Annotated in this window: 23 protein-coding genes; 12 read left to right on the plus strand and 11 right to left on the minus strand. The window is 67.5% G+C overall.

Annotation, left to right across the window (positions count from 1 at the left end; all coding sequences use genetic code 11):
* Window positions 1-114 precede the first annotated feature (114 nt).
* Window positions 115-2,223 carry an ATP-dependent DNA helicase gene (locus tag J1N60_RS06060; RefSeq protein ID WP_312912541.1) on the plus strand — a complete coding sequence of 703 codons (2,109 nt, stop codon included), beginning with the start codon at window positions 115-117 and terminating at the stop codon, window positions 2,221-2,223.
* A gap of 79 nt (window positions 2,224-2,302) precedes the next feature.
* Here J1N60_RS06060 and J1N60_RS06065 read toward each other — a convergent pair whose 3' ends face one another.
* Window positions 2,303-2,803, minus strand: a complete 501-nt coding sequence (locus J1N60_RS06065; protein ID WP_312911517.1) for a 2'-5' RNA ligase family protein — start codon at window positions 2,801-2,803, stop codon at window positions 2,303-2,305.
* A gap of 225 nt (window positions 2,804-3,028) precedes the next feature.
* On the opposite strand from J1N60_RS06065, the gene J1N60_RS06070 reads away from it, so the two are divergent.
* The 11 genes from J1N60_RS06070 to J1N60_RS06120 all read left to right on the plus strand — a co-directional run bounded on the left by J1N60_RS06070 (window position 3,029) and on the right by J1N60_RS06120 (window position 14,921).
* On the plus strand, window positions 3,029-4,414 hold the full coding sequence (locus J1N60_RS06070; protein WP_312911519.1) for a helix-turn-helix transcriptional regulator: 1,386 nt from the start codon (window positions 3,029-3,031) through the stop codon (window positions 4,412-4,414).
* 280 nt (window positions 4,415-4,694) lie between these two features.
* The gene (locus tag J1N60_RS06075) at window positions 4,695-5,945 is read left to right on the plus strand and encodes an argininosuccinate synthase (RefSeq protein WP_312911520.1); all 1,251 of its coding nucleotides are present in this window, start codon (window positions 4,695-4,697) and stop codon (window positions 5,943-5,945) included.
* A 2-nt stretch (window positions 5,946-5,947) separates the two neighbouring features.
* Complete coding sequence (argH, locus tag J1N60_RS06080) at window positions 5,948-7,453, plus strand: argininosuccinate lyase (protein ID WP_312911522.1); 1,506 nt, start codon at window positions 5,948-5,950, stop codon at window positions 7,451-7,453.
* A 210-nt stretch (window positions 7,454-7,663) separates the two neighbouring features.
* Entirely contained in the window at window positions 7,664-7,828 is a 165-nt protein-coding gene (gene lysW, locus J1N60_RS06085) for a lysine biosynthesis protein LysW (RefSeq protein ID WP_253432542.1), read from the plus strand.
* The gene (lysX, locus tag J1N60_RS06090; RefSeq protein WP_312911525.1) at window positions 7,825-8,733 is read left to right on the plus strand and encodes a lysine biosynthesis protein LysX; all 909 of its coding nucleotides are present in this window, start codon (window positions 7,825-7,827) and stop codon (window positions 8,731-8,733) included. The genes lysW and lysX overlap by 4 nt, the downstream gene beginning before the upstream one ends.
* Window positions 8,733-9,818, plus strand: coding sequence for an N-acetyl-gamma-glutamyl-phosphate reductase (argC, locus tag J1N60_RS06095; protein ID WP_312911527.1), 1,086 nt, complete (start codon window positions 8,733-8,735; stop codon window positions 9,816-9,818). The genes lysX and argC overlap by 1 nt, the downstream gene beginning before the upstream one ends.
* A gap of 1 nt (window position 9,819) precedes the next feature.
* Window positions 9,820-10,815 carry an acetylglutamate/acetylaminoadipate kinase gene (locus J1N60_RS06100; protein ID WP_312911529.1) on the plus strand — a complete coding sequence of 332 codons (996 nt, stop codon included), beginning with the start codon at window positions 9,820-9,822 and terminating at the stop codon, window positions 10,813-10,815.
* Window positions 10,815-11,966, plus strand: coding sequence for an aspartate aminotransferase family protein (locus J1N60_RS06105; protein ID WP_312911530.1), 1,152 nt, complete (start codon window positions 10,815-10,817; stop codon window positions 11,964-11,966). Before J1N60_RS06100 ends, J1N60_RS06105 begins: the two co-directional genes overlap by 1 nt.
* Complete coding sequence (locus tag J1N60_RS06110; protein WP_312911532.1) at window positions 11,963-13,144, plus strand: [LysW]-lysine hydrolase; 1,182 nt, start codon at window positions 11,963-11,965, stop codon at window positions 13,142-13,144. The genes J1N60_RS06105 and J1N60_RS06110 overlap by 4 nt, the downstream gene beginning before the upstream one ends.
* A gap of 62 nt (window positions 13,145-13,206) precedes the next feature.
* Entirely contained in the window at window positions 13,207-14,109 is a 903-nt protein-coding gene (argF, locus tag J1N60_RS06115; RefSeq protein WP_312912542.1) for an ornithine carbamoyltransferase, read from the plus strand.
* Between the two features lie 497 nt (window positions 14,110-14,606).
* Window positions 14,607-14,921: a transcription factor S gene (locus J1N60_RS06120; protein WP_312911534.1), complete on the plus strand. Its 315-nt coding sequence runs from the start codon at window positions 14,607-14,609 to the stop codon at window positions 14,919-14,921.
* A 119-nt stretch (window positions 14,922-15,040) separates the two neighbouring features.
* On the opposite strand, the gene J1N60_RS06125 is transcribed toward J1N60_RS06120, so the two are convergent.
* The 10 genes from J1N60_RS06125 to dapA form a co-directional block, all read right to left on the minus strand.
* Window positions 15,041-15,832 carry a methyltransferase domain-containing protein gene (locus J1N60_RS06125; RefSeq protein WP_312912543.1) on the minus strand — a complete coding sequence of 264 codons (792 nt, stop codon included), beginning with the start codon at window positions 15,830-15,832 and terminating at the stop codon, window positions 15,041-15,043.
* Window positions 15,833-15,908: 76 nt separating this feature from the next.
* On the minus strand, window positions 15,909-16,307 hold the full coding sequence (locus J1N60_RS06130; RefSeq protein ID WP_312911536.1) for a nascent polypeptide-associated complex protein: 399 nt from the start codon (window positions 16,305-16,307) through the stop codon (window positions 15,909-15,911).
* A gap of 194 nt (window positions 16,308-16,501) precedes the next feature.
* Complete coding sequence (locus tag J1N60_RS06135; protein WP_312911538.1) at window positions 16,502-17,008, minus strand: hypothetical protein; 507 nt, start codon at window positions 17,006-17,008, stop codon at window positions 16,502-16,504.
* Between the two features lie 132 nt (window positions 17,009-17,140).
* Window positions 17,141-17,644: a PUA domain-containing protein gene (locus tag J1N60_RS06140; protein WP_312911540.1), complete on the minus strand. Its 504-nt coding sequence runs from the start codon at window positions 17,642-17,644 to the stop codon at window positions 17,141-17,143.
* 83 nt (window positions 17,645-17,727) lie between these two features.
* The gene (locus J1N60_RS06145) at window positions 17,728-18,855 is read right to left on the minus strand and encodes a M20 family metallopeptidase (protein ID WP_312911541.1); all 1,128 of its coding nucleotides are present in this window, start codon (window positions 18,853-18,855) and stop codon (window positions 17,728-17,730) included.
* The gene (gene dapF, locus J1N60_RS06150; RefSeq protein WP_312911542.1) at window positions 18,852-19,778 is read right to left on the minus strand and encodes a diaminopimelate epimerase; all 927 of its coding nucleotides are present in this window, start codon (window positions 19,776-19,778) and stop codon (window positions 18,852-18,854) included. Before dapF ends, J1N60_RS06145 begins: the two co-directional genes overlap by 4 nt.
* Window positions 19,775-21,130 carry a diaminopimelate decarboxylase gene (gene lysA / locus J1N60_RS06155; protein WP_312911544.1) on the minus strand — a complete coding sequence of 452 codons (1,356 nt, stop codon included), beginning with the start codon at window positions 21,128-21,130 and terminating at the stop codon, window positions 19,775-19,777. The genes dapF and lysA overlap by 4 nt, the downstream gene beginning before the upstream one ends.
* A complete protein-coding gene (locus tag J1N60_RS06160; RefSeq protein ID WP_312911546.1) occupies window positions 21,127-21,978 on the minus strand; it encodes a 2,3,4,5-tetrahydropyridine-2,6-dicarboxylate N-succinyltransferase in 852 nt (283 codons plus the stop codon). Before J1N60_RS06160 ends, lysA begins: the two co-directional genes overlap by 4 nt.
* Window positions 21,975-22,742 carry a 4-hydroxy-tetrahydrodipicolinate reductase gene (gene dapB, locus J1N60_RS06165; RefSeq protein ID WP_312911548.1) on the minus strand — a complete coding sequence of 256 codons (768 nt, stop codon included), beginning with the start codon at window positions 22,740-22,742 and terminating at the stop codon, window positions 21,975-21,977. Before dapB ends, J1N60_RS06160 begins: the two co-directional genes overlap by 4 nt.
* Window positions 22,742-23,662, minus strand: coding sequence for a 4-hydroxy-tetrahydrodipicolinate synthase (gene dapA / locus J1N60_RS06170; RefSeq protein ID WP_312911550.1), 921 nt, complete (start codon window positions 23,660-23,662; stop codon window positions 22,742-22,744). Before dapA ends, dapB begins: the two co-directional genes overlap by 1 nt.
* Window positions 23,663-23,910: the final 248 nt, after the last annotated feature.

Consider the following 23,910-nt stretch of genomic DNA (forward strand, 5'->3'; position numbering starts at 1 on the left):
GGGCGAGACGAACCCTTTTATCGGATGGGTGCCCAATCATCAGTCGTGCCAGGAGTGGGCGAGTACCTGCGTTTTTTCCCGTACGAGGAGCCCTACGAGAACCAGCGCGAGGCGATGGACCGCATCTACAACAGCCTCGTGCGCGGGCAGAACGTCCTCTTCGAGGGAGCCTGCGGGACCGGCAAGACCCTCTCGGCGCTCGTCCCCGCCCTCGAGGTGGCCCGCGAGCAGGACAAGACGGTCGTCATCACGACGAACGTCCACCAGCAGATGCGCCAGTTCGTCGCCGAGGCTCGAGCGATCACCCGCGAGGAGTCCATCCGCGCGGTGGTCTTCAAGGGCAAGTCCTCGATGTGTCACATCGACGTCGGCTACGAGGAGTGTCAGGCCCTGCGGGACAACACCCGCGCGCTCGTCGAGGCCGAGAGCGACCATGCCCAGCTCGAGCAGCGCCAGCGCGACTTACTCGCCGAGAGCCAGGCCGGCAGCGAGTCGGCCGCGGATGCTCGCGCAGCCGTGATGGACGAACTCGAGAACCTCGAGGAGCAAATCGACGACCTCGAGGAGGCGAACGTCTGTGACCACTACCGAAACAATTTGCTCGATACCGAGGCCACCGACGAGTTCTTCGGCTGGCTGTTCGAGGACGTCCGGACGCCCGACGAAATCTACGAGTACGCCGACCAGCGCGAGCTCTGCGGTTACGAACTGCTGAAGGAGGGCCTCGAGGGGGTCGACCTCGTGGTCTGTAACTACCACCACCTGCTCGATCCGATGATTCGCGAGCAGTTCTTCCGCTGGCTCGGGCGCGATCCGGACGACGTCATCGCCGTCTTCGACGAAGCGCACAACGTCGAGGACGCCGCGCGCGACCACGCCAGCCGCGAGTGTTCGGAGCGAACTTTCGACAGCGCGCTTGACGAACTCGCCGAGACGGAGGACCCGCGGACCGACGACGCCGCGAACGTGCTCGAGGCGTTTCGCGACGCGCTGGTCGAGACCTACGAGGACAGCTTCGGCTTCGGTCAGCGCGAGTCGGTCGGCGACAACTGGGAGGACGTCCCGATCAGCAACGAGAACCGTCGGGACGACCTCACGCTCGCCTTCCTGCAGGCGTACTCGGGCCAGGGAATCGAGGGCGACCTCGAGGCCGCGCGCAAACTCGGCCAGCACCTCGACGAGAAGTACGAGGAGGCCTACCGCGAGGGCGAGACGGCGACCCGGACGGAGTGCCAGACCCTCGAGGCGGCCGCGTTCGTCGCGGCCTGGATGGACGAGGGGACCGACCAGGGGCTGTACCCCGTCGTCTCCGTCCGCCGGGACGCAGGCACCGACGAGGTCTACGGTCAGGCGGAACTCTACAGTTGCCTTCCTCGCCACGTCACCGGACAGCTCTTCGAGGCCGTCTCCGGGACGGTCCTGATGAGCGCGACCATCCAGCCGTTCGAGGTCACCGAGAACGTCCTCGGCCTCGAGGAGTGTGTGACGATGGCTTACGGGTTGCAATTCCCGGAGGATCGCCGGCGAACGTACGCCGTCGAGACGCCCGCACTGTTCGCCTCCGCCCGCGACGATCCCGACGTCCAGGCGGCGGTCGAGGAGGCCATCTACGACGCCGTCCGGATGACCCCCGGAAACACGCTCGCCTTCTTCCCGAACTACGGCGAGGCCGCCCGGTACGCTGAGCGCCTCGAGTCCCGGACCGACGCGACGGTATACCTCGACGAGCCGGGCGTCGGCGCCGAGGAACTTCGCCAGCAATTCGTCGCCGACGAACACGCCGTCTGCTGTACCTCGCTCTGGGGGACCCTCGCCGAGGGCGTGAGCTTCGACGGCGACGACGCCCACACGGTGCTGGTCGTCGGCGTCCCCTACCCGCACCTCGACGACCGAGCTGAGGCGGTGCAAGAGGCCTACGATGTCGCCTTCGAGGGGACCGACACCGGGTGGCGCTACGCCGTCGAGATTCCCACCGTTCGGAAGACCCGACAGGCGCTCGGGCGGGTGATCCGCTCGCCCGAGGACGTGGGCGTCCGCGCTCTCCTCGACCGACGCTACTCGCGACGGGCCAAATCCGACCTGGGAACCTACAGCGTCAACGGCACGTTCCCGCACGAGGAACGAGAGGAACTGCTGGACCTTGACCCCGAGAAGCTCAAGTTCGCGATGATGAACTTCTACGGCGACCACGACCGGTACGCAGGGGAGCCACCCGCGCCCTGAGCGGGCAGCGGTCTCCAGCGGCCTTTCGCAGTCTCTCGCCGTTTCTCACAGTCTCGAGGAGCGGCCTCGAGGAGCGGTCTCAGGCCGGCAACGAAATCCGACTCACGGGCAAACGATACTGGCCGTCGAAGAACTCGAGTTCGCTCACGGTCCACGTCACCTTGTCAATCTCGCGGTCGGCGAGTCGACGGGCAGTCTCGAGGTCGCCGCCCCGCGCCAGGGTCACGTGTGGGACGTAGTCGGGTCCCTCGAGTCCCTCCACGGGGTCGAATACCTCGGTGAGGTCGCGGTGAATCTGCTCGAGGCCGGGACTCTCGACGGCGAGGTAGACCACGGGTGCCGAGCCGAGCGGCGGCTCCGCAAAGTAGTCGATGCCGGTGACCGCCGCCTCGACTGCGGGGGCGCCCGCCAGGGCGCGGTGAGCGCGGTGCTGGAGGCGGTCGACCTGGGGGGCGTCGCCGAGGCGTTTGAGCAGGAGGGAGTGGTCGTCCCGCACGGTGTCGAAGCCGACCAGCGACGGATAGAGGTCGGCTGCGAGCGCCCGGACGCGGCCGGGAACAGGGACGTTGACGCTGTACACTGGTTCGAGGTACTCCCCGGGACAGTATGAGCGTGGCGGTGTTCGGTAGACGATGGCTAAAACTATACTTTTTATAGCAAGTGTTCGGGTGAACGACCGTCGCACACCGCTTGCGAGTCCGCCGCGAAACACGTTGGCAGAATGAGCGAAAGAGCGCCGCTCGAGTGGGCGCAACCGGTTCCGGGTCGGAAAGACCTATTTGTCCGGCCATGCCAATGGTGAACGATGGATGCGAGGGAGCACCGGGCGCTCCTCGGAGTGCTCGTCGTGCTCGGGTGTCTGTGCGCGGGATTTCCATCGATCGCTGTCGCCGACGGCGGCGGCCTCGAGGCCGAAGCGGGTGCACGTCTCGGCCTGGACGGTTCGACTGACGCCGGGATGGCAGCTGGATCGGTGAGCGATGCGACCGTTCTCACGGAACCGTCGGTGGAGTCGCTCGAGCGTACTGCGCTCCAGGAAGAATCCAACGAGACTGACGACGCGAACGACACCGGAGACGCCAACGAGAGCGACGATACGGGTGGAAACGCGGCCAACGAGACCGACGGTGGCACCGCCAATGAGACGGGTAACGAGAGCGCGATTACGGGAGCGACGCCGCCCGGCTACGACGAACTCACGATCGAGGTGACGGTCCACGAGAACGGATCGGCCACCTGGACCCTCGAGTACCGGTACCGACTCGACGGCGATGAAAACGCCACCGACCGCTGGGAGTCGGTCCGGTCGACGATCGAGGCGGAAAACGAGACGTACCTCGAGAACGTCGAGACCAACTGGTCAGAGCGGGTCGACGCCGCGGCCGCGGAGACGGGCCGGGACATGACCGCCAGCGGCTATCGCGTCTCACTCGAGGAGACGTCGACGCCCCAGGAAACCGGCTACGTCCGCGTCCAGTTCCTGTGGGAGGAGTTCGCGAGCGTCGAACTCAACCACCGAATCCGGATCGGCGACGCCTTCGGGCACCTCGAACTCGACGACCGCACGCAGTTGATCGTCACCTGGCCGGCGGACTTCCGCGCCCAGACGATCGAACCGTTCCCCAACGACCGGCGCGAGCAGGCGGCGATCTGGAACGGGGACGAGACGGACTTCCTCGAGGACGAGCCGTTCGTCGAACTCATGGTACAGACGTCGGAATCGTCGCCCCCCGAACCGGACGACGAGTCGCCCCTCTCACAATCGTGGCTGGCGGCCCTCGGACTCCTTGTCCTCGCGATCGTGGCTGCGGTGGGCTGGTTCGCCCTGCGAAACGGTGATTCCACTGACTTCCCGATCGGATCCTGGCGGGAGCAACCCGAGCCGGAACCGCCCGAGCCCGAAACGTCGACGCAACGCCAGCCGTCGACGCCGCCGGACGCGTTACTGAGCAACGAAGAACGCGTCGTCCGCCTGCTCGAGCAACACGGCGGCCGGATGAAACAACAGGAGGTGGTCTCGACACTCGAGTGGACCGAGGCGAAGACCAGTCAGGTCGTCAGCGGCCTCCGGGAAGATGGCACGATCGAGGCGTTCCGAATCGGTCGGGAGAACGTGTTGACGCTCGCCGACGAAACCGAGTCCGTCAACGGCGTCACCGCGAACGGAGCGGACACGGGAAGCGAAACGTAACATTTGCCCACCCAGTAGCCTTTAATAGCTCGAGTATCCTACGTCTGTCCAGATGAGCGCACTCGCCACTACCGTCCTCGCTGTCCTCGGTAGCGCGAGCGCCGTCGCCCCGCGACGACGACCGGGCCTCTAGGCCCACTACTACTTCATCCCCAGATTTCGGTATTGCTCAACGCTGCAGGATTTCCTGTTTTTCCTGGTTAGTGTCCACTTCACCACTAAATTACGAAAATAAAACCAACGAATTTAAGTCCCGTAGCCGATTGTACTCGAGTACGATATGACACGCGTTGCACTCGCGTTCTCGGGCGGACTGGACACGACCATCTGCGTCCCGCTGCTCGAGGAAGAATACGGATACGACGACGTTATCGGCGTCACGGTCGACGTCGGTCAGCCCGCTTCGGAGTTCGCCGAAGCCAAAGAAACCGCCGAGGCCCTCGGCCTCGAGCACTACGTCGTCGACGCGCGAGCGGAATTCGCCCAGCTCTGTCTCGATGGCGTTCGCGCGAACGCGACCTACCAGGGCTACCCGCTCGGAACCGCGCTCGCTCGCCCCGTGATCGCCTCGAAAATTCTCGAGGTTGCCGAGGAACACGGCTGTACGGGCATCGCACACGGCTGTACCGGCAAGGGGAACGACCAGCTCCGGTTCGAGGCCGTCTGGCGCGACTCGGACCTCGAGGTCATCGCTCCCATCCGCGAACTGGGACTCACGCGCACGTGGGAACAGGAGTACGCCGCGGAGAAGGGCCTGCCCGTCGAGGGCGGCAACGAGGGCGACTGGTCGATCGACACCAACCTCTGGAGTCGCTCGGTCGAGGGCGACGAGCTCGAGGACCCCGGCTACGTCCCACCGGAGGACATCTACGAGTGGACCCAGGAACCCACCGGCGAAACTGAACTGATCGAGATCGCGTTCGAGGAGGGCTATCCCGTCGCCGTCGACGGCGAGGAGATGGACCCCGTCACCCTCATCGAGCACCTCAACGAGGTCGCCGGCGCCCACGGCGTCGGTCGCACGGACGTGATGGAAGACCGCATGCTCGGGCTCAAGGTCAGGGAAAACTACGAGCACCCCGCGGCGACGACGTTGCTGAACGCCCACGAGTCGCTCGAGGGCCTCGTCCTGACCCAGGAGGAGCGTCAGTTCAAACAGCACGTCGACCAGCAATGGGCCCAGAAGGGCTACGAGGGACTGGTCGACGCCCCGCTCGTAAGCGCGCTCGAGGGCTTCATCGCCGAGACCCAGAAGCGCGTCACGGGCACGGTGACGATCAAGTTCGAGGGCGGACAGGCCCGCCCCGTCGCCCGCGACAGCGAGTACGCGGCGTACTCGGCGGCCCACGCCTCCTTCGACACCGAGACCGTCGGCAAGATCGATCAGGAGGACGCCACGGGTGTCGCGAAGTACCACGGCTTCCAGCGCCGCCTGGCGAACAAGTCGCTCGAAGGCGAGGGTGAGAGCCTCGAGATGGCGACCGACGGCGGCGCCGACACCGACACCGACACTGAGACGACCGACGAGTGAACATGACCAGAGAGGATTCCCTGCAGGGCGACGCCGACGCACCCCGCTCGAGTTCGACCGACGAGAGCGACGCGGGCAGCGTCGTCCGCCGTGACCGCTTCAGCGGCGGCCCCGCGCGCGGGTTCCTCTCGTCGCTGACGGCCGACGAGCGCATCTTCGAGGCGGACCTCGCGGTCGACCGCGCCCACGTCGTAATGCTCGCCGAGTGCGGGATCGTCGAGGACGACACCGCGGGCGAGATCCTGCGCGCGCTCGACGCCATCGAGGTAGACGGGCACGCGAACCTCCCCGACGGCGAGGACGTCCACGAGGCCATCGAGACGGCCGTCATCGACGAGGTCGGAGTCGACGGCGGGAAGATGCACACCGCCCGCAGCCGCAACGACGAGGTCGCGGCGTGCATCCGGTACCGCCTCCGCGAGGACGTCCTCGAGGCACTCGAGGCGACGCTCGAGCTGCGCGAGGCCCTCTCGGCGGTCGCGAGCGAGCACGTCGAGACGACGATGCCCGGCTACACCCACCTCCAGCCCGCCCAGCCGACGACCGTCGCCCACTGGGCGCTGTCTTACGAGGGGGCGATTCGTCGCGACACTGAGCGCCTGCTCGAGGCCTACGCGCGGATCAACGTCTCGCCGCTGGGCGGGGCCGCGTTCGCGGGGACAACCTTCGATATCGATCGCGAACGGACGGCCGAGTTGCTCGGGTTCGACGGGGTCGTGGAAAACTCGATGGACGCGTCATCGAGCCGGGACTTCCTGCTCGAGACCGTCCAGGCGCTGTCGACGCTGTCGACGACGCTGTCGGGGCTGGCCGAGGACGTGATCCTCTTCGCCAACCGCGGCTTCGTCGACCTCTCGGACGACTACTCCTCGACGTCGTCGATCATGCCCCAGAAGAAGAACCCCGACACGCTCGAACTCGTCCGCGCGGTCGCGGGCGATGCAGCCGCCGGGGTGCAGGGCCTGACGACGATGCTCAAGGGACTGCCCCGTGCGTACAACCGCGACCTCCAGCGGGCGACCCCGCACGCGTGGTCGACGGTCGACGCCGTGCTCGAGGCGACCCGAGTCGCTGCGGGCGCAGTCGCCACCGCCGAGTGGAACGAGGACGCCCTCGCCGCGGAGGCGGGGGCTGGCTTCTCGACGGCGACCGGCGTCGCGGACCTGCTCGCGGCGAACGGGTTGCCGTTCCGGACGGCCCACGAAATCGTGGCCGTCGCCGCCGAGAACGGGGCCGACTACGCGGCCATCGAGGACGCCGCCGAGGACGTGCTGGGCGAACCGCTCGAATCCTACGCCGATTCCGGCGCGGTCGAGGCGGCGCTCGACCCTGCGACGAGCGTGGCCAGTCGCGACTCGACGGGCGGGCCAGCACTCGGAGCCGCCGAGAGCCAGATAGACGCGGCGACGGCGGTGCTCGAGGCCGACCGGGAGACCGTCGAAGGTCTCGAGGCGGACCTCGAGGCGGCCCGCGACGCGCTCCGCTCCGAGGTGATGACGTATGTGTGAACGGAACGTCCGCGAGCGGAGGCGGCTAGTGAAGCCGCCGCGATCACCGCCGCCGTCCCCGCCCGGGGACAATATACAATTTCGATGATATTCGAAACAAGAATTGTGGAAAAGTAGGCTTTTGACACCGTTAGAGCGGACTATAGGTTGTATAATTTTTCTGGTAGTTTCGAAGGGTTTAAGGTACATCGCCGCCGAGAGGGGAGTACAATGACAGAATGCGTCGAGTGCGGGGCGGACCTGACCCTGCACGACGATCTGGAAGTCGGAGAAATCGTCGACTGTACCACCTGCGGTGCCGAACTCGAAGTTATCGACACCGAGCCGCCAGTCCTCGAGCGAGCCCCCGAGCTCGAAGAGGACTGGGGTGAGTGACCTTGAAGATTGGAATACTCTACTCCCGGATCCGCAAGGACGAGAAGCTCCTCCTGAGCGAGCTTCGCGAGCGCGGCCACAAGGTCGAAAAGATCGACGTCCGCAAGGAGACATTCGACGTCGCCGAGGCCAGCGAGACGTTCGCCGACCTCGACCTCGTCGTCGACCGCTGTCTCGCTACCAGTCGTAGCCTGTACGCTACGCGGTTCTGCGAGGCCTACGGCGTTCCCGTGGTCAACAGCAACGAGACGGCCGAAATCTGCGCCGACAAGGTGAAGAACAGTCTCGCGCTCGAGGCCGCGGACGTCCCCACGCCCGCGACGAAGGTGGCGTTCACCAAGGAGAGCGCCCTCGAGGCTATCGAGAGCTTCGGCTACCCCTGCGTCCTCAAGCCCGTCGTGGGTTCGTGGGGGCGCCTGATGGCCAAGATCGATTCGAAGAGCGCCGCGGAGGCGATCCTCGAGCACAAGGCGACCCTGGGCCACTACGAGCACAAGGTCTTCTACGTCCAGGAGTTCGTCGAGAAGCCCGGTCGAGACGTGCGCGTGCTGGCCGTCGACGGCGAACCCGTGGCGGCGATGGCTCGCTCGTCGGACCACTGGCTCACCAACGCGGCCAAGGGCGCCACGACCGAGCCCTTCGAACTGGACGACGAGGCGCTCGAACTGGTCGCAAAGGCGAGCGACGCCGTTGGCGGGGGTCTGTTGGGTATCGACCTCATGGAAGCCGGTGATTCGTACACCGTCCACGAGGTCAACCACACCGTCGAGTTCAAGGCGCTCAACGATGCCGTCGACGTTGACGTTCCCGGTGTCGTCGTCGACTGGCTCGAGGCGAAAGCCGAGGCCGAGGCTACGACCGGCGAGGACGGGGCGAACGACGCCGAACTCGAGGTGACGCTGTGATGGCGACGGGCGCACAGGCCGCGGACGATGCGACCGCGACCGACGCCGAGACCGTCACCACTTCCGTCGTCGGCGGCACCGGCTTCACCGGTGGGGAACTCCTCCGCCTGCTCGCCGGCCACCCCACCTTCGAGATTCAGCAGGCCACGAGTCGCTCTGCGGCGGGAAAGAGTGTCGGCTCGAAGCACCCGCCCCTGCGCGGGAGCGACCTGCGATTCAGCGACCCGGAGGACCTCGAGTCCGTCGACGTCCTCTTCGCAGCGACGCCCCACGGCGTCTCGATGGGCCAGATCGATGAATTCTTCGACGTCGCGGACACCGTCGTCGACCTCTCGGCGGACTTCCGCCTCGAGAGCGAGGACCAGTACGACGAGTGGTACGACGGGCATAGTTCACCAGAGTATCTCGAGCGCGCGGAGTACGCCCTGCCCGAGATCAACCGCGAGAACCTCGCGGGCGCCGACCTGATCGCCGGCGGCGGGTGTAACGCCACCGCCACGATTCTGGGGCTGTATCCCCTGTTCGAGCACGGCATCCTCGAGGGGGGAGAGCAGATCGTCGTTGACGTGAAAGTCGGCTCCTCGGAGGGCGGCGCCGGCGGCGGCGAGGCCTCCTCCCACCCCGAACGCTCGGGAGTCGTCCGCCCGTACGCGCCGACGGGCCACCGCCACGAGGCCGAAATCGAGCAGTTCCTCGGCACCTCGGTGGCGTTCACCTGCCACGCGGTCGACATGGTTCGCGGCGCGAGCGCGACGAGCCACGTCTTCCCCTCGGGGCCGGTCTCGAAGGGCGACCTCTGGAACGCCTACCGCGAAACCTACGAGGACGAACCGTTCGTCCGCATGGCCGCCGGCGGCTCGGGCGTCTACCGCTACCCCGAACCCAAGGCGGTCGCGGGGACGAACATCGCCGAGGTCGGCTTCGAACTCGACCCCTCGAACAAACGGATCGTGGTCTTCTCGGCCATCGACAACATGATGAAGGGCTCGGCCGGCCAGGCCGTCCACGCCGCGAACATCGCGCTAGGCTTCGAGGAGACGGCCGGACTCGAGTTTACGGGATTGCATCCCGTGGGGGCGCCCTGAGATGACGGTAGTCGTGAAAATCGGCGGTGCCCGTGCGGTCGACCCCGTGGGAGCACTGGCCGACGTGGCCCATCTCGTCGCCAACGGGGAGAGCGCGGAACCACGTTCCGCGGACAACTCGAGCGGGCAACGCCCGCGAGAAGACGTAATCGTCGTTCATGGCGGCTCTACCGCCGTCGACGAGACCCTCGAGGAACTGGACGAGGAGCCGACCTACGTCGAGACTCCCGGCGGCGTCGTCGGGCGCTTTACCGACGAGCGCACCATGGACGTGTTCAAGATGGTCATGCCCGGCAAGTTGAATACGGACCTCGTCGAGGCCCTGCAGAACGAGGGCGTCGACGCCGTCGGGCTCTCGGGTGTCGACGGCCAACTCCTCTCTGGGAAACGGAAGTCGGCCGTCCGCGTCCAGGAGGACGGCAAGAAGAAGATCAAGCGCGGCGACCACTCCGGGACCATCGAGGACGTCAATTCGGATCTCCTCGAAACCCTGCTCGCGGGCGGATACGTCCCCGTCGTCGGCGGGCCCGTGCTCGGCGCGGAGAAGGACGGCGGCTACACCGCGGTCAACGCCGACGCCGACCGCACCGCCGCGGCCGTCGCGGGTGCACTCGAGGCCGACCTCGTGCTCCTGACGGACGTCTCGGGCATCTACGCCGACCCCGAGGACGAATCGACGAAGATCGACGAAGCGACGACGGAAGCCGAGTACGAGGCCGTCGAGGAGGCCGCCGAAGGGTTCATGACGAAGAAGGTCATGGCCGCGACGGAGGCCCTCGAGAGCGGCGCGCGTTCGGTCGTCGTCGCGGACGCGAACGCGAACGACCCCGTCTCGAACGCCCTCGAGGGCTACGGGACGACTATCACGCCCGGTGCGCTGGGCCTGGGACTCGATGGCAGAGGAGACGGAGGCGACGCGGACGGAAGCGGTACGGACGATGATGACGTAGACGATGGCGAAACGGACGAGACGGCGGCGCTCGAGGTGAGCGACTGATGTCCGGGTTCGTCTTTTCGGAGAAACCGATCTCCATCGAATCGGGCGAGGGCGTCCACCTCTCGAGCGAGGGCGGTACCGACTACCTCGACTTCGGCGCGAGTTACGCCTGCACACCGACCGGTCACTGTCATCCGCAGGTGGTCGAGGCGATCCAGGAGCAGGCGGGCGAGTTGCTGTACGTCCAGGGTTCGTATCCGGTCAAGTCGCGGACGGACCTCCACACCCGACTTGCGGCGCTCGCGCCCGGCGACCTCGAGAACGTCTGGCTCTGCAATTCGGGTACTGAGGCCAACGAGGCCGCGCTGAAGTTCGCCCGGAGTGCGACCGGTGGGACGAAGATCGTCGCCGCCAAGCGCGCGTTCCACGGACGCACCGCGGGGACACTATCGGCGACCTGGAAACCCAAGTACAAGAAGCCGTTCGAACCGCTGCTCGCGGACGTCGAGTTCGTCACCTACGGCGACGACGAGGAACTCGAGGCGGCCGTCGACGACGACACCGCCGCGGTGATCCTCGAGCCCATCCAGGGCGAGGGCGGCATCCACCCCGCGCCGGCGGGCTACCTCGAGGCGGCCCGCGAGGTCACCGAGGCGACGGGCACGGCGCTGATCTTCGACGAGATCCAGACGGGTCTCGGCCGGACGGGTACGACCTGGGCCTGCGAGAACGAGGCCGTCGGCGGTCCCGTCACGCCGGACATCCTCACGACCGCGAAGGGACTCGCCAGCGGCCTCCCCCTCGGGGCGACCCTGTGTGCCGACTGGATCGCCGAGAACGCCGGCCCGCACGGGTCGACGTTCTCCGGGAATCCGCTCGTCTGTGCGGCCGCGAACGCCACCATCGACGTCCTCGTCGACGACGATCTGGCGGGGAACGCTGCGGAGGTCGGCGACTACCTGCAGACCGAACTCGAGTCCTCGGACGTTCCCTTCCGGGACGTCCGCGGCGAGGGCCTGATGCTCGGTCTCGAGGTGAAACGCGGGGCCAACCGCGTACTTCGGGACCTCGCCCTCGAGCACGAGATTCTCGCCCTGCCCGCGGGCCGAAGCGTCGTTCGGTTGCTGCCGCCGCTGGTCCTCGAGCGCGCACACGCCGACGACCTCGTCGAGGCGCTGTCGGCGATTCTCTCCCCCACACCCGAGCAATGACCCAGGCCACGACAGAGATGGACACGAACGAAACGGACGAGTCGGCGACCGCCGACGAGACCGACGAGACCGACGAAATCGGGACGAGCGCCGCCTCCGACTCGAGTGCAGTTTCGCGCGAGGCGGCCCGCGAGCTACTGATCGACCTCGTCTCGACTCCCTCGCCCTCCGGTGAGGAGGACGCGGCCGCCGCGGTGCTCGTCGACTTCTTCGAAGCCCACGACCGCGAGGTCTGGATCGACGAGGTCGGCAACGTGCGGGCCCCGGCCGACGACGCGGTCCTCCTGACCTCACACGTCGACACCGTGCCGGGGGACATTCCGGTTCGCGTCGAGACGGCCACGAAGGACGACGAAATCGCCGCGGCCGGGGACGACGTCCTCTGGGGTCGCGGCAGCGTCGACGCCACCGGCCCGCTGGCCGCGATGGCCGTCGCCGCCGTCACCACCGGCGTCTCCTTCGTCGGCGTCGTCGGCGAGGAGACGGACTCGCGGGGTGCGCGCCACCTCGTCGCCGACCGGGAGGCGCCCGGTGCCGTGATCAACGGCGAACCCTCGGGCGTCGACGGCATCACGCTCGGCTACCGTGGCTTCCTCGCCGGAACCTACGTCGCGACCAGCGAGTCGGGGCACACCTCCCGGCCCGAGCCGAACGCCATCCAGCAGGCCACTCGCTGGTGGTCGGCCGTCGAGGATGCCTTCGAACCCGACGATTACGAACCGGTGTTCGAGCAGGTGACCGCCAAACCCGTCTCGCTCGAGGGCGGCACCACCGAAGACGGCCTCTCCGTCGAGGCGACCCTCGAGGCCCAGTTGCGCATCCCGCCGAGTCTCGACGCCGACAGCGTCAGGGAGACGGCGGAGGCGGCTCTCGAGGTCGGAACGGTTTCCTGGAAGGAGCCGATTCCGCCGGTGATGGAGAGCCCTCGAACCGAAATCGCGCGGGCGTTTCGCGTCGCTATCCGGACGGAAGGCGGCGATCCGCGCCTCCTCCGGAAGACCGGCACGAGCGACATGAACATCTACGCCGGCGCGTGGGACTGTCCGATGGTGACATACGGCCCGGGGAACTCCGACCTCGACCACGCACCCGACGAACGCCTCTCGCTCGCTGAGTACGACCGCTCCATCGCGGTGCTCGAGCGCGTCGCGAATACGCTCCGGGGTGAGGAGGCGTGACCTCGGAGGACTCGAGTCGTCCCGCCCACGCGAGTCGCTCGGCGGCCGAAAGCGAGGGCGACGTGCGTCACCTGCTCGACGTCGACGACCTCTCTCGCGAGGAACTGTTTACCGTCCTGGACCGGGCGGCCGACTACAAACTCGCCCAGACGCGTGGCGAGGGCCACGCCGACCTGCCGGGGCAAACGCTGGGCATGCTCTTTCAAAAGCCCAGCACCCGGACGCGCGTCTCGTTCGAGACGGGGATGACTCACCTCGGGGGGCACGCCATCTTCCTCGGGGCCGACGACATCCAGCTGGGTCGGGGAGAGCCGCTTAAAGACACCGCGAGGACCCTCTCGCGGTACGTCGACGCGGTGATGGCCCGGGTGTTCAAACACGAGAACATCCGGGTGATGGCCGAGTACGCGGACGTACCGATCGTCAACGGGCTGACCGATGACGCCCACCCGTGCCAGACGTTGGCTGACCTTCTGACGATCCGCGAGCGTTTCGCCGACCTCGATTCCGTCTCGGCGACCTGGATCGGCGACGGCAACAACGTCGCTCAGTCGTTCGTTCTCGGCTGTGCACTCGCCGGAATCGACCTCACGGTAGCGACGCCCGAAGAACACGGCATCGACGAGGCCGTCCTCGAGCGGGCGGCCGAACTTGGAACGGCGCCGTCGGTTACGCACGACCCCGTCGATGCGGTGACGGACGCGAACGTCGTCTACACCGACGTCTGGGTCAGCATGGGCCAGGAGGACGAACGCGAGATCCGCCTCCGGACGTTCGAGGGGTTCCAGGTCAACCAGGAACTGCTCGAGCACGCGCCCGAAGCGGCGGTTATGCACTGCCTGCCGGCTCACCGCGGCGAGGAGATCACTGACGCCGTCATCGAGAGCGAGCGTTCGATCATGTTCGACCAGGCGGAAAACCGGCTCCACGCCCAGAAGGCAGTGTTGAGCTGGTTGCTCGAGTAGCTCGAGCGATGCGGTTGCTTTCTCGTCCGCGGTTGGGCGGTGCGAGGCTGCGGTCGGCCGTTTCTAGACGACCCCTGCGCGAACAGCAGCGGGCGGAAAACGAGAGACAGCGATGCTTCAAAGGCCACCAGATCGTGTTCAGGATCGGATTGAGCGACCTTCCAGGTCATTCCTCGAGACGGAAAATCCCATGTTTTTATATGGAAGAGCCTGCTATCCCGAGTTAGCAGCACGTTAGACAGGCTGCTGCGCACCGCGGATGCCGTGCGTATGGGGTGCCCGGCAGACGCGGGCGAGCGATGGGGGGAAACCATCTACCACTAACCGATCCACTGGGGGATCGCCTGTTTCCGTTTTTTGCGGTCGTGACGGAGCGGCGAGCACGATGCTCGAGCGTCTCGACGCCTCAATCGCCCTCGAGGCCCTTCGTCGCTCGATTTCTTGGCGCCCGCGGCGGAACGCGCCATTAATGTGTCTCGACTCCCGTAGCCGGATACATGGAATTCTGCGACGAATGTGGCTCGATGATGAAGGCGGACGATGGCTACTGGGTCTGTGGAAATGACGAGTGCGGTGCCAAGAAACCGAAAGGCAACAGCGACGAGTACGTGGTCACCGAAGACCAGGAGGCGACCGAGGTGATCGAGTCCTCCGACGAAACCTCGCTCCCGAAGACCGAGGCCCGGTGCCCCGAGTGTGGCCACGACCAGGCGTACTGGTACCTCCAACAGACGCGCTCGGCGGACGAGTCCGAGACCAGGTTCTTCGTCTGCGCGGAGTGTGAGTACAAGTGGCGCGAAGACGACAACTGATTCTCGCGGAATCGATCACTCGAGTTCGTCGTTGACGCCCGTAGCGGACGAACTCGACAGTCGGTCAGTCGACCGATCGATTGGCCGACTAGTCGCCCAGCGATTACTCGATAAATCGATCACTCGAGTCGAGCCACGAGCAGGTACCCAGTGTGGCCGACGGGGGCGGTCGACGGCCGTGACCCCCGGTCGTCGAAAGTCATCTCCCGCTGGATGGTCTCGCGGGTGACGACGCTCGAGAGTCCGGCCTCGCGAGCGGCCTCGCTGGTCTCGCGAGCGGTCTCGACGAACGGGCTGTAGACGGCTACAAACCCGCCCTCGACGAGGAGGTCGGGCGCGTGCTCGACGATGGTCGGCGCGTCGCCCGTGTCGAGCGTGAGGACGTCGAAGCCGTCGCCTCCAGCCAGTTCTTCGAGGTCGTCTCGAAGGTCGCCCGTCCGGACCTCGACGTCGCTCGAGACGCCACCCAGGGCCATGTTCTCTCGTGCGACCTCGGCGAACTCGGGGTCGCGTTCGTAGCTCACCACACTCGCCCCGGCGCGGGCCATCGAGGCGGCGAGGACGCCGGTGCCGGTACCGGTGTCGAGCACGCGGTCCCCGACGCCGACGCCGGTCTCGCCGATCACGAGGCCGACGTCGCGGGGCACCATCGGGGCACCGGTACGCTCGAAGTGGTGAAAGAGATCGGGCCCGCGGAGCTTTCGGACGCGAAACTCGGTGCCGAGGTGGGTTTCGAGGACTTGCCCCGGTTCGACGTCGGTGGGAACCTCGAGGACGCCGAGGTCGGAGCCGAACTCCTCGCCGGGCTGGACGAGGTGTTCGCGGTCCTCGTGGATAAGTAGGACCGGCGGTCGGTCGGTGGGTTCCGCTTCGGCTTCGGCTACCGGTTCGCCCGCGTCGTTCGCGTTCACGTCTGCGTTCGTGTCTCGCTCGTCAGTTCCACTCTCGTCTCCGGCGTCAGGTGATCCCGTCACGCGAGTATTGGGCTCACTCGAGGCGTTCGACTGCGGCTGCGAGGTCGCCGTCCTCGGCTTCGAGGGCCTCGCGGGCCTCGTCGTCGCTGACGCCGGTGCGGGCCGCGACGATTTCGACGTCGGAGTCGGGGATGGCCGGCTCGCTGTCGGCGTCCGCGTCAGTTACGTCCGCGTCGGCGCCGCCAGCGCCGCCGGCACTCCCGCGCTCGCGCTCCTCGGGCGTCCCGATGACCTGGTAGGTCTCCTGGCCACGGGCGTCCATCTTCGTGACGTCCGCGTCGGTGAAGACGAGGTCGTGGTCGGCCGTCCGGATAATGACCTCCTCGGCGTCGAGTTCGTCGACGTCGATCCCCATCTGTTTCATCATCTGTTCCATCTTCCGTGGATTGAGTCCGCCGCCGCCTCCAAACATACTCGAGACGTGGCCAGCCGCGGGCAAAAACCCACCGGAACGGTTTCTCGCGTCTCTCGCGTCTCTCGCGCCCCTCGACGTCTTTCGGAGTCTTCGCGCCCCTCGCGTCCCGTAGCCGTCGTACCCTTCGCATCCGTCACGTCCGTTTTGTCTTCGTCACATCTCGACTCGAGCGACGGAACTCGAGATACGTCTCACCGGAAACTTCCGGACTCCTGCGTATCGCCGCTCTCGAGGCCGTCCCGGCCACGCCAACTCCACAGTCCGAGGACCATCATCGTGATCCCGAGGATCGCGATGACCGCCCAGACGCCGATCTGGGTCGCCGTCAGCGCTGATCCGGTAAACAGGGTCGTCGCCTGGAGCAAGAACGCGACGAGCAACAGCAGCCCGAACAGCGAGGCGATGGCGACGCCGATCCCCTCCCGGATCGCCCACCGAAGTTCCTCGGCGTCGCGATCGGCTGTCTCGGTGTGGCGACGTGATCGAATTTCCGCGTCGGCGTCGACGTAGCCGGGCGTCGCCCACGGCGTCTCGAGGTAGCCGATCACGTACGAGAGCGTGGCGCCGGCGACCATCACGATGGCGAACGTGACCACTCCGGCGACGAGCGTCGGTGGGGCGAACAGGAGCGTGATCACGGCAGCGGCGACGACCGCCCCGCCGAGCATGACCAGGAATCGTCGCAGTCGTGGGAGCATAGGTGATACTATGCTACCAAGTACCATATTCCTATCACAGGTCAGTTTCGTGACTCGAGTCGGGACAGACGTACGGACCTGGTCGTAGCGACGCGGAGGCTCGAATCCGGGCGAGCCGAACGCTCGAGGCCGTCAGTCTTCCGCTTGAACGCCGCTCCGAACGTTCACCGCCATCCCAGATTCGAAGTCGAGAATCGACTCGCCGTCGAGTTCTGCCCGCCCAACCGCGAGCAGGTCGCCCCGCTCGTGAACGACGAGCACCTCGTCGCCCGGTCGAATCTTGGGCCCTGTCTCGAGGACGAACTTCGAGAAGACGTTCTTCCCGTCGCGAACGAACGGTTCGCTCTCGTCGTCGACGACGACCCGGTACGCCGGCGGCTCGAGCGCGTCGTGGAGGCGGCGGCCACCCTCGAGTCCGAGGGTGAATCGACCGTCGGTGCCGAAGGAGACGACCCGCCCGCGGTCAGCGTGAATCTGCTGAGGGCGACCGGAGGTCGTTCGCTCGATGCGTCGATCTTCGTCGGGCGGGAACAGCGCCGCGCCAGCGCCGCTCCCGAACTGGTAGTCCGCGATGGTCCGCAGGTCGGCGTCCTCGCCGCCCTCCTCTCGCTCCGCGTCCGCTGCGCGTTCGCTCATTGGGCGTCGTTCGAGCGGACTCGAGGAAAGGGCTTCGGACCCGGATCTGCCTCACGGATTGGCGCTCGCCTGGTGATCGCCACTCACGGCGACTCGAGTACTCGCTTCACGGCCTCCGCTCCCGCCCGAACGGCGGCCGTCTCGACGTACTCTCGCGGGGAGTGAGCGACGGCGCCGTCCTCGTCCGCGAGCACCCCCGGCCCGAAGACGACGGTGGGCGCGTGGGCGGCGAAGTAGGAAGCCTCGGTGGCGGCCGTGAACGGGCGCACCTCGCCGCTCCCTCTCGCCGCGAGGGCGTCGACGACCGGCGCCTCCGTGTCGGTCGCCCAGGCCTCGAGAAACGGCGTCGGTCGCTCGGTGAACGAGAACGAGACGCCCACGTCGGCGGGAACGGCCGCCTCGAGGTGGGCCACCAGCGCCTGTTCGAACCCCTCGGCGGTTTCGGGTGGAACGCTCCGGCGGTCGACCGTGAGTCGAACCTGGTCGGGGACCTGATTGGTCGCGTCGCCGCCCTCGACGACCGTCGGCGTGAGCGTCGCGGCCCCGAGGTCAGGGTGGGCGGGCGGTGCGTCCTCGTGGTCGTCGAACGTCTCGAGCGCCCTCAGAACCTGCTCGAGGGCGGCCACCGCATTGACGCCCGACTGCGGTTCGGCGGCGTGAGCGTTCGCCCCCGAGAGTTCGACCGTCCCCTCGAAGCGCCCCTTCGCGGCGGTGCAGACGTCGAGGCCGGTCGGTTCGCCGACGACGACGGCGTCGGCGTCCCGAATAGGCGAGTCGGGCCGGGAGACGAGGGCGTGGGCGCCCGTCGAGAGGAGTTCCTCGTCGGGGGTTATCGCGAGTGTCACTCGATTCGTCGTCTCGGCCTCGAGAAACGCGGCGAGCAGCGCGGCGACCTGTCCCTTCGCGTCGCAGGACCCACGGCCGCGGATTTTGCCGTCGCCGACCTCGAGCGGGACGTGTGGCGAGACGGTGTCGATGTGGGTATTGAGGACGTAGTGTTGGCCGCCGTTCCGCCATTCGTTGGCTGTCGTCGGCTCGCGCGTCGCCAGCACGTTCCCCGCCTCGTCGACCGTCGCTTCGATCTCGTAGTCCTCGAGGGTCTCGACCAGGAAGGCTCGCATCTCGGCGACCCCGGCCGCAGGGTGTGAGGGAATCGCGACCGCATCCTCGAGGAAGGCGATCGGATCGAATCCCTCCGAAGCCCCCGTCACGGGTCGAACGACGAGAAGTGAGTCGTCTGCACTTCTCCGTCGAACTCGTGTTCGACCGGGCCGATCAGGGTCGCGGTGTCGCCGTCGAAGACGACCTCGAGGTCGCCACCCGGCGGGCTAACGGAAATCGAGTCGCCGTCGGTGAGCCCCAGCCGGCGGGCGGCCGCCGCGATGGCCACCGCGCCGGTTCCGCAGGCGTCGGTTTCCCCCTCGACGCCGCGTTCGAACGTTCGTTGTCGGAACCCTTCCGCAGCGGAGCTCGCGAGGTTAACGTTCGTCCCCAGCGGGAACGCATCGGCGTGGCGAACCGGCGTCGCGACGGCCTCGAGGTCGACCGCGTCCACGTCGTCGACGAACGCGACGGCGTGTGGAACGCCCGTGTTGACGACCGTGACCTCGAGGCCCTCGATGGGTTCCTCGATCACGGGGTCGTCTGCGAGTACTGGGATCGACTTCGGGTCGAAGGTTGGCTCGCCCATTTCGACGGCGATCCGGTCGTCCTGATCCTGTTCGTCGCTTCCGTGGCTTCCGTGGCTTCCGTGGCTTCCGTGGCTTCCGTCGCTTCCGTCGCTCCCGTCGCTCTCGACGCGATAGGCCCGTCGCGTCCCGGCCTGCGTGTCGATCATGACCTCGTCGCTCTCGGTGCGCTCCATGGCCCACCGGCCGGCGCAACGGGCACCGTTGCCACACATCGGCGCCGTGCCGCCGTCGGGCTGGACGAGCGTCATGATCACTCGTGGCGGGTTGTACCGGTCCTCGAGCGCCAGGAACAGGATGCCGTCGGCGCCGACGCCGGTCTCGCGGTCACACTCGCGACTGGCGAGGCCCCGCCGGTCTGGGACGTAGGTCTCGGCGTCGATCACGAGGAAGTCGTTGCCGGTCCCGTGGTACTTCTCGAAGTGGACGTCGGCGAATGCGCTCATCGGGACACCTCCCGCGGTGGGCCGCGATCCGGTTCGTCGGTATCGCTCCCGCCGTCTTCATTCCCAGCCGCTCGCTCGACCCGGGTGACGTCCGAAAGCGTCTCGCGGCGCCGCGAGAGCGTCGCCGAACCGTCGGGCTCGAGAACGACCGAGGCGGGCCGCGGGCGCGAGTTGTACGTGCTCGCCATCTCGTAGCCGTAGGCGCCGGCGTTGCCAATCGCGAGGAGGTCGCCGCGGGCCGTCTCCGGCAGCGAGCGGTCCGTACAGAAGACGTCCGAACTCTCGCAGATGGAGCCCGTCACCGTTTGCGGGTTCTCGGGTCGATCGACGGCGTCGGCCTCGAGGTTTCGAATTGGATGGTAGGAGCCGTACATCGCCGGTCGAGCCAGCGTCGTCATGCCCGCGTCGACGCCCACGACGGTCGTCTCGGGGGCGTCCTTGACCGTATTCACCCGCGTCAGGAGTACGCCAGCGTCGGCCACCAGGTACCGGCCGGGTTCGATCGTCAGTCGGGCGTCGACCGTTCCCAGCGCGTCGCGCGTGGCGTCGGCGACCGCCTCGAGGTCGAGCGGCGCCTCGTTTTCGCGGTAGGGGACGCCGAAGCCGCCACCGACGTCGATGAACTCGAGGCCCGCCTGCGCGTCGGGAGCGGCGGTCAACGCCTTGTTCAGCTCTCGTGCCAGCTCGCCCATTCGCGAGACGAACTCGCGGTGAGCGTCCAGGTCGTCGCTCGAGACGCCGGAGCCGACGTGAGCGTGGACGCCGACGACGTCGAACCCGCGCTCGGCGGCGTCGACGAGCGTCTCGACCGCCCGGTTCGCGGGAACGCCGAACTTCGCGTCCGCGCCCGTCCGGACCTTCTCGTGGTGGCCCGCACCGATACCGGGGTTCACCCGGAGACAGAGGCGGCCGTCGTAGCCGCGTTCCTCGAGCCTGTCGATGGTGTCTTCGGCGCCGGCGGTGATCGTCAGATTCGGGTGTTCGTCGGCCGCCTCGACGGCGACGTCCAGGTCGGCCGCGGGCGGGTTGACCGCCGTGTAGTGGACCCGCTCGCCCGGCGCGCCCGCCTCGAGCGCCCGGACGAGTTCGCCCGCGGAGGCGCACTCGATGCCCGCATCGGCCTCGAGCAGCGTTTCCAGTACCCTGTCGAGCGCGTTCGCCTTCGCCGCGAACATGATTTCGCTCTCGGGGAACGCGGCCTCGAGTCGCTCGTAGTTCTCGCGGACGCGCTCGAGGTCGAGGACGTACAGCGGCGTTCCGTACTCGTCGGCCAGGTCCCGCAGGTGGCTCGCGCTCCAGTCGCCGAGGCGGCGCGCTGGCGGGTTCGGTACCCCCGATTCGGCCGCACTCATCGGTTCCGTAACACCTCCTCGCGCTCGGAGCGCTCGAGTGTCCGGTCCTCGAGGGCGGTCGCGACGACGGCGGGCTTGTACGCGCCGCCCTCGAACAGGTCGTGGTCGCTGATCGAGGACTCGACGAACCGGGTGAAGGCGCGGCGCTCGGCGGGCAACTCGCCGTAGATAACCTCCTCCTCGACGAGGTCGTAGACCGGGATCCGCGGCGTGAGCAGCGTGTTCTCGCCGACGACGGCGTTCTCGCCGACGACGAAACCCGACGTCACGCGACAGCCCGCGCCCAGCGAGACGCCGTCTTCGACCACGACGGGCGCGCTCTCGACGGGCTCGAGGACGCCGCCGATCAGCGTGTTGGCCCCGAGCTTGACGTTCGCGCCGATCTGGGCGCACGATCCGACCGTATCGCAGGAGTCGACGAGCGTTCCGTCCCCGACGTGGGCGCCGACGTTGACGAACGCCGGGCTCATCAGGATGCAGTCGGAGCCGACGTGGGCGCCCCGCCGAACGACCGTGCCGTCGGGCGTGTTTCGAGAGCCGCGCTCGCCGAAGTCGCTCGAGTCCGCGAGCGGGAGCACGTCGTTGTAGGTGACGCCGCCGTACTCGCGGGCGCGGGTCTCACGGAGGCCGAAGTTGAGCAGGATGCCCTGCTTGACCCAGGCGTTAGCCGTCCACTCGCCGTCCTCGCCGCGGGGCTCGGCCGCGCGGACGTCGCCGGCCTCGAGCGCGTCGAGGAACGTCTCGAGCGTCGCCATGTCGTCTTCGGTCGCCGACTCGGCGTCGACGTCGTTCGCCTCGTAGCGGTTCCACAGGTCGGTAATCGCGGACTCGAGGGTCGATGAGCTCATGCTGAAAGTACCTCCGCAAAGTCGTATCGCCCGGGTTCCTGGCCGGCCAGCCAGACCGCCGCGTCGACGGCGCCGGCGGCGAAGACGCCCCGGTCCTCGGCGCGGTGGGTGAGTCGTAGTTCCTCGTGGTTGCCGGCGAGAACGACCTCGTGCTCCCCCGTTACGTTCCCGGCTCGCAGGGCGTGAACGCCGATCTCGCCTGACGTTCGTGGCTGCTCGCCCTCCCGACCGTGGACGCGGTCCGTGAAGTCGCCGGCCGCTTCGATCTCCTCGAGCAGCCGGTTCGCCGTGCCGCTGGGGGCGTCGCGCTTGCCGTTGTGGTGGGTCTCGACGAGTTCGACGTCGTAGCCGGGCAGGCTCGCGACGGCATCCCCGACGAGCGCGAGCAGCGCCTGGACGCCGCGAGCGAAGTTCGGGCTGTGGAGCAGCGCGATTTCGTCGCCGTAGGCCTCGAGCTGGGACGTCTCGTCGTCGGAAAATCCCGTCGTCCCCGTGACGAACGGGACGCCCGCCTCGGCGCAGGCGGCGGCGTACTCGAGCGCCGACTCCGGTCCCGTAAAGTCGATCACGGCGCCCGGGTCGCGCTCCTCGAGCAGGAGGTTGATCTCGAGAGCCGACTCGATCTCGATGCCCTGGACGCGCTCGACGTCGGTGCTCCGGTTGACCGCGAAGGTGACCTCGCAGTCGTCGCGGGCCGTGAGTACGCCGAGGACGCGTCGCCCCATGCGTCCGGCCGCGCCCGTGACGCCGACCCGGACGCTCATCACTCGGCCTCCGCCCGGGAGGTGGGCTGGTTCTCGAGGTCCTCGAGGACGGCCTCGAGGTCGTCGCGGTACTCCTCCCGGAGCTGGGTGAGCGGCGGGCGCAGTCTCGCGGGGCCGTACCCGCGGATGGCCATCGCCTCCTTGACCGGGATGGGGTTCGTCTCGACGAACAGTTCGCGCATCAGCGGCCCGAGTTCGTGGTGAATGGCCCGGGCGCGCTCGTAGTCGCCTTCGAGGGCGGCCCCGACCATCGCGACGGTTCGTTCGGGTTCGATATTGGCGACGACGCTGATGCCACCGCGTCCGCCGATCGAGAGCATCGGGAGAGTGAGCGCGTCGTCGCCCGAGAGCACCGAGAAGTCCGAGTCAGCGGTTCGCTCGACGATTTCGCCGATGACACCGAGGTCGCCTTCGGCGGCCTTGTAGCCGCCGATGTTGGGGTGCTCGGCCAGTTCGACGACCGTGTCCGGTTCGATCGTCCGGCCAGTACGGGAGGGGACGTTGTAGACGATCTGTGGCACGTCGACCGCGTCCGCGATGGTCCGGTAGTGCTCGAGCAGGCCGCGCTGTTCGGGCTTGTTGTAGTACGGCGAGATCAGGAGCAGGCCGTCGGCGCCGGCGTCGGCCGCGCGCTCGGAGAGTTCGAGCGCTTCGCGCGTGTTGTTCGAGCCAGTACCCGCGATCACGGGCACGTCGTCGACGGCGTCGATCACCGCCTCGAGCACGCGAACGTGCTCGTCGTGGGTCAGGGTGGCGGACTCGCCGGTGGAGCCGACGGGGACGAGGCCGTCGACGCCCGCGGTCTCGAGGCGCTGGGCGTCCGCGCGGAGTGTCTCGTAGTCGATTCGCTCGTCGGCGTCGAAGGGTGTGCACATTGCCGGGAAGACGCCCGTGAAGTCGATGTCGTTGTCGTGTGTCATTGGTGTGGGTGTGGGTTTGTGGGTCGTGTGTCGTGGATTCTGCACTCGAAAGCAGCGCGAAACGACCACGCTGCCCTCTGAAGTGTGAGTTGGTAGACCGTGCGTTCGATCCGAAATGTGCCCGAAACGAGGGTGCTAATCTCGCAGTGAGCACTCTTACGCACGTTTTTTCGATTTTGTGGGGCGAAAACGAGGTGTCGCGTCGCTCCGGGCCGTCGAACGGGCCTCGACCGCGAGCGTGACGCGAC

The organism is Natronosalvus caseinilyticus (assembly GCF_017357105.1).
Classification (GTDB): domain Archaea; phylum Halobacteriota; class Halobacteria; order Halobacteriales; family Natrialbaceae; genus Natronosalvus; species Natronosalvus caseinilyticus.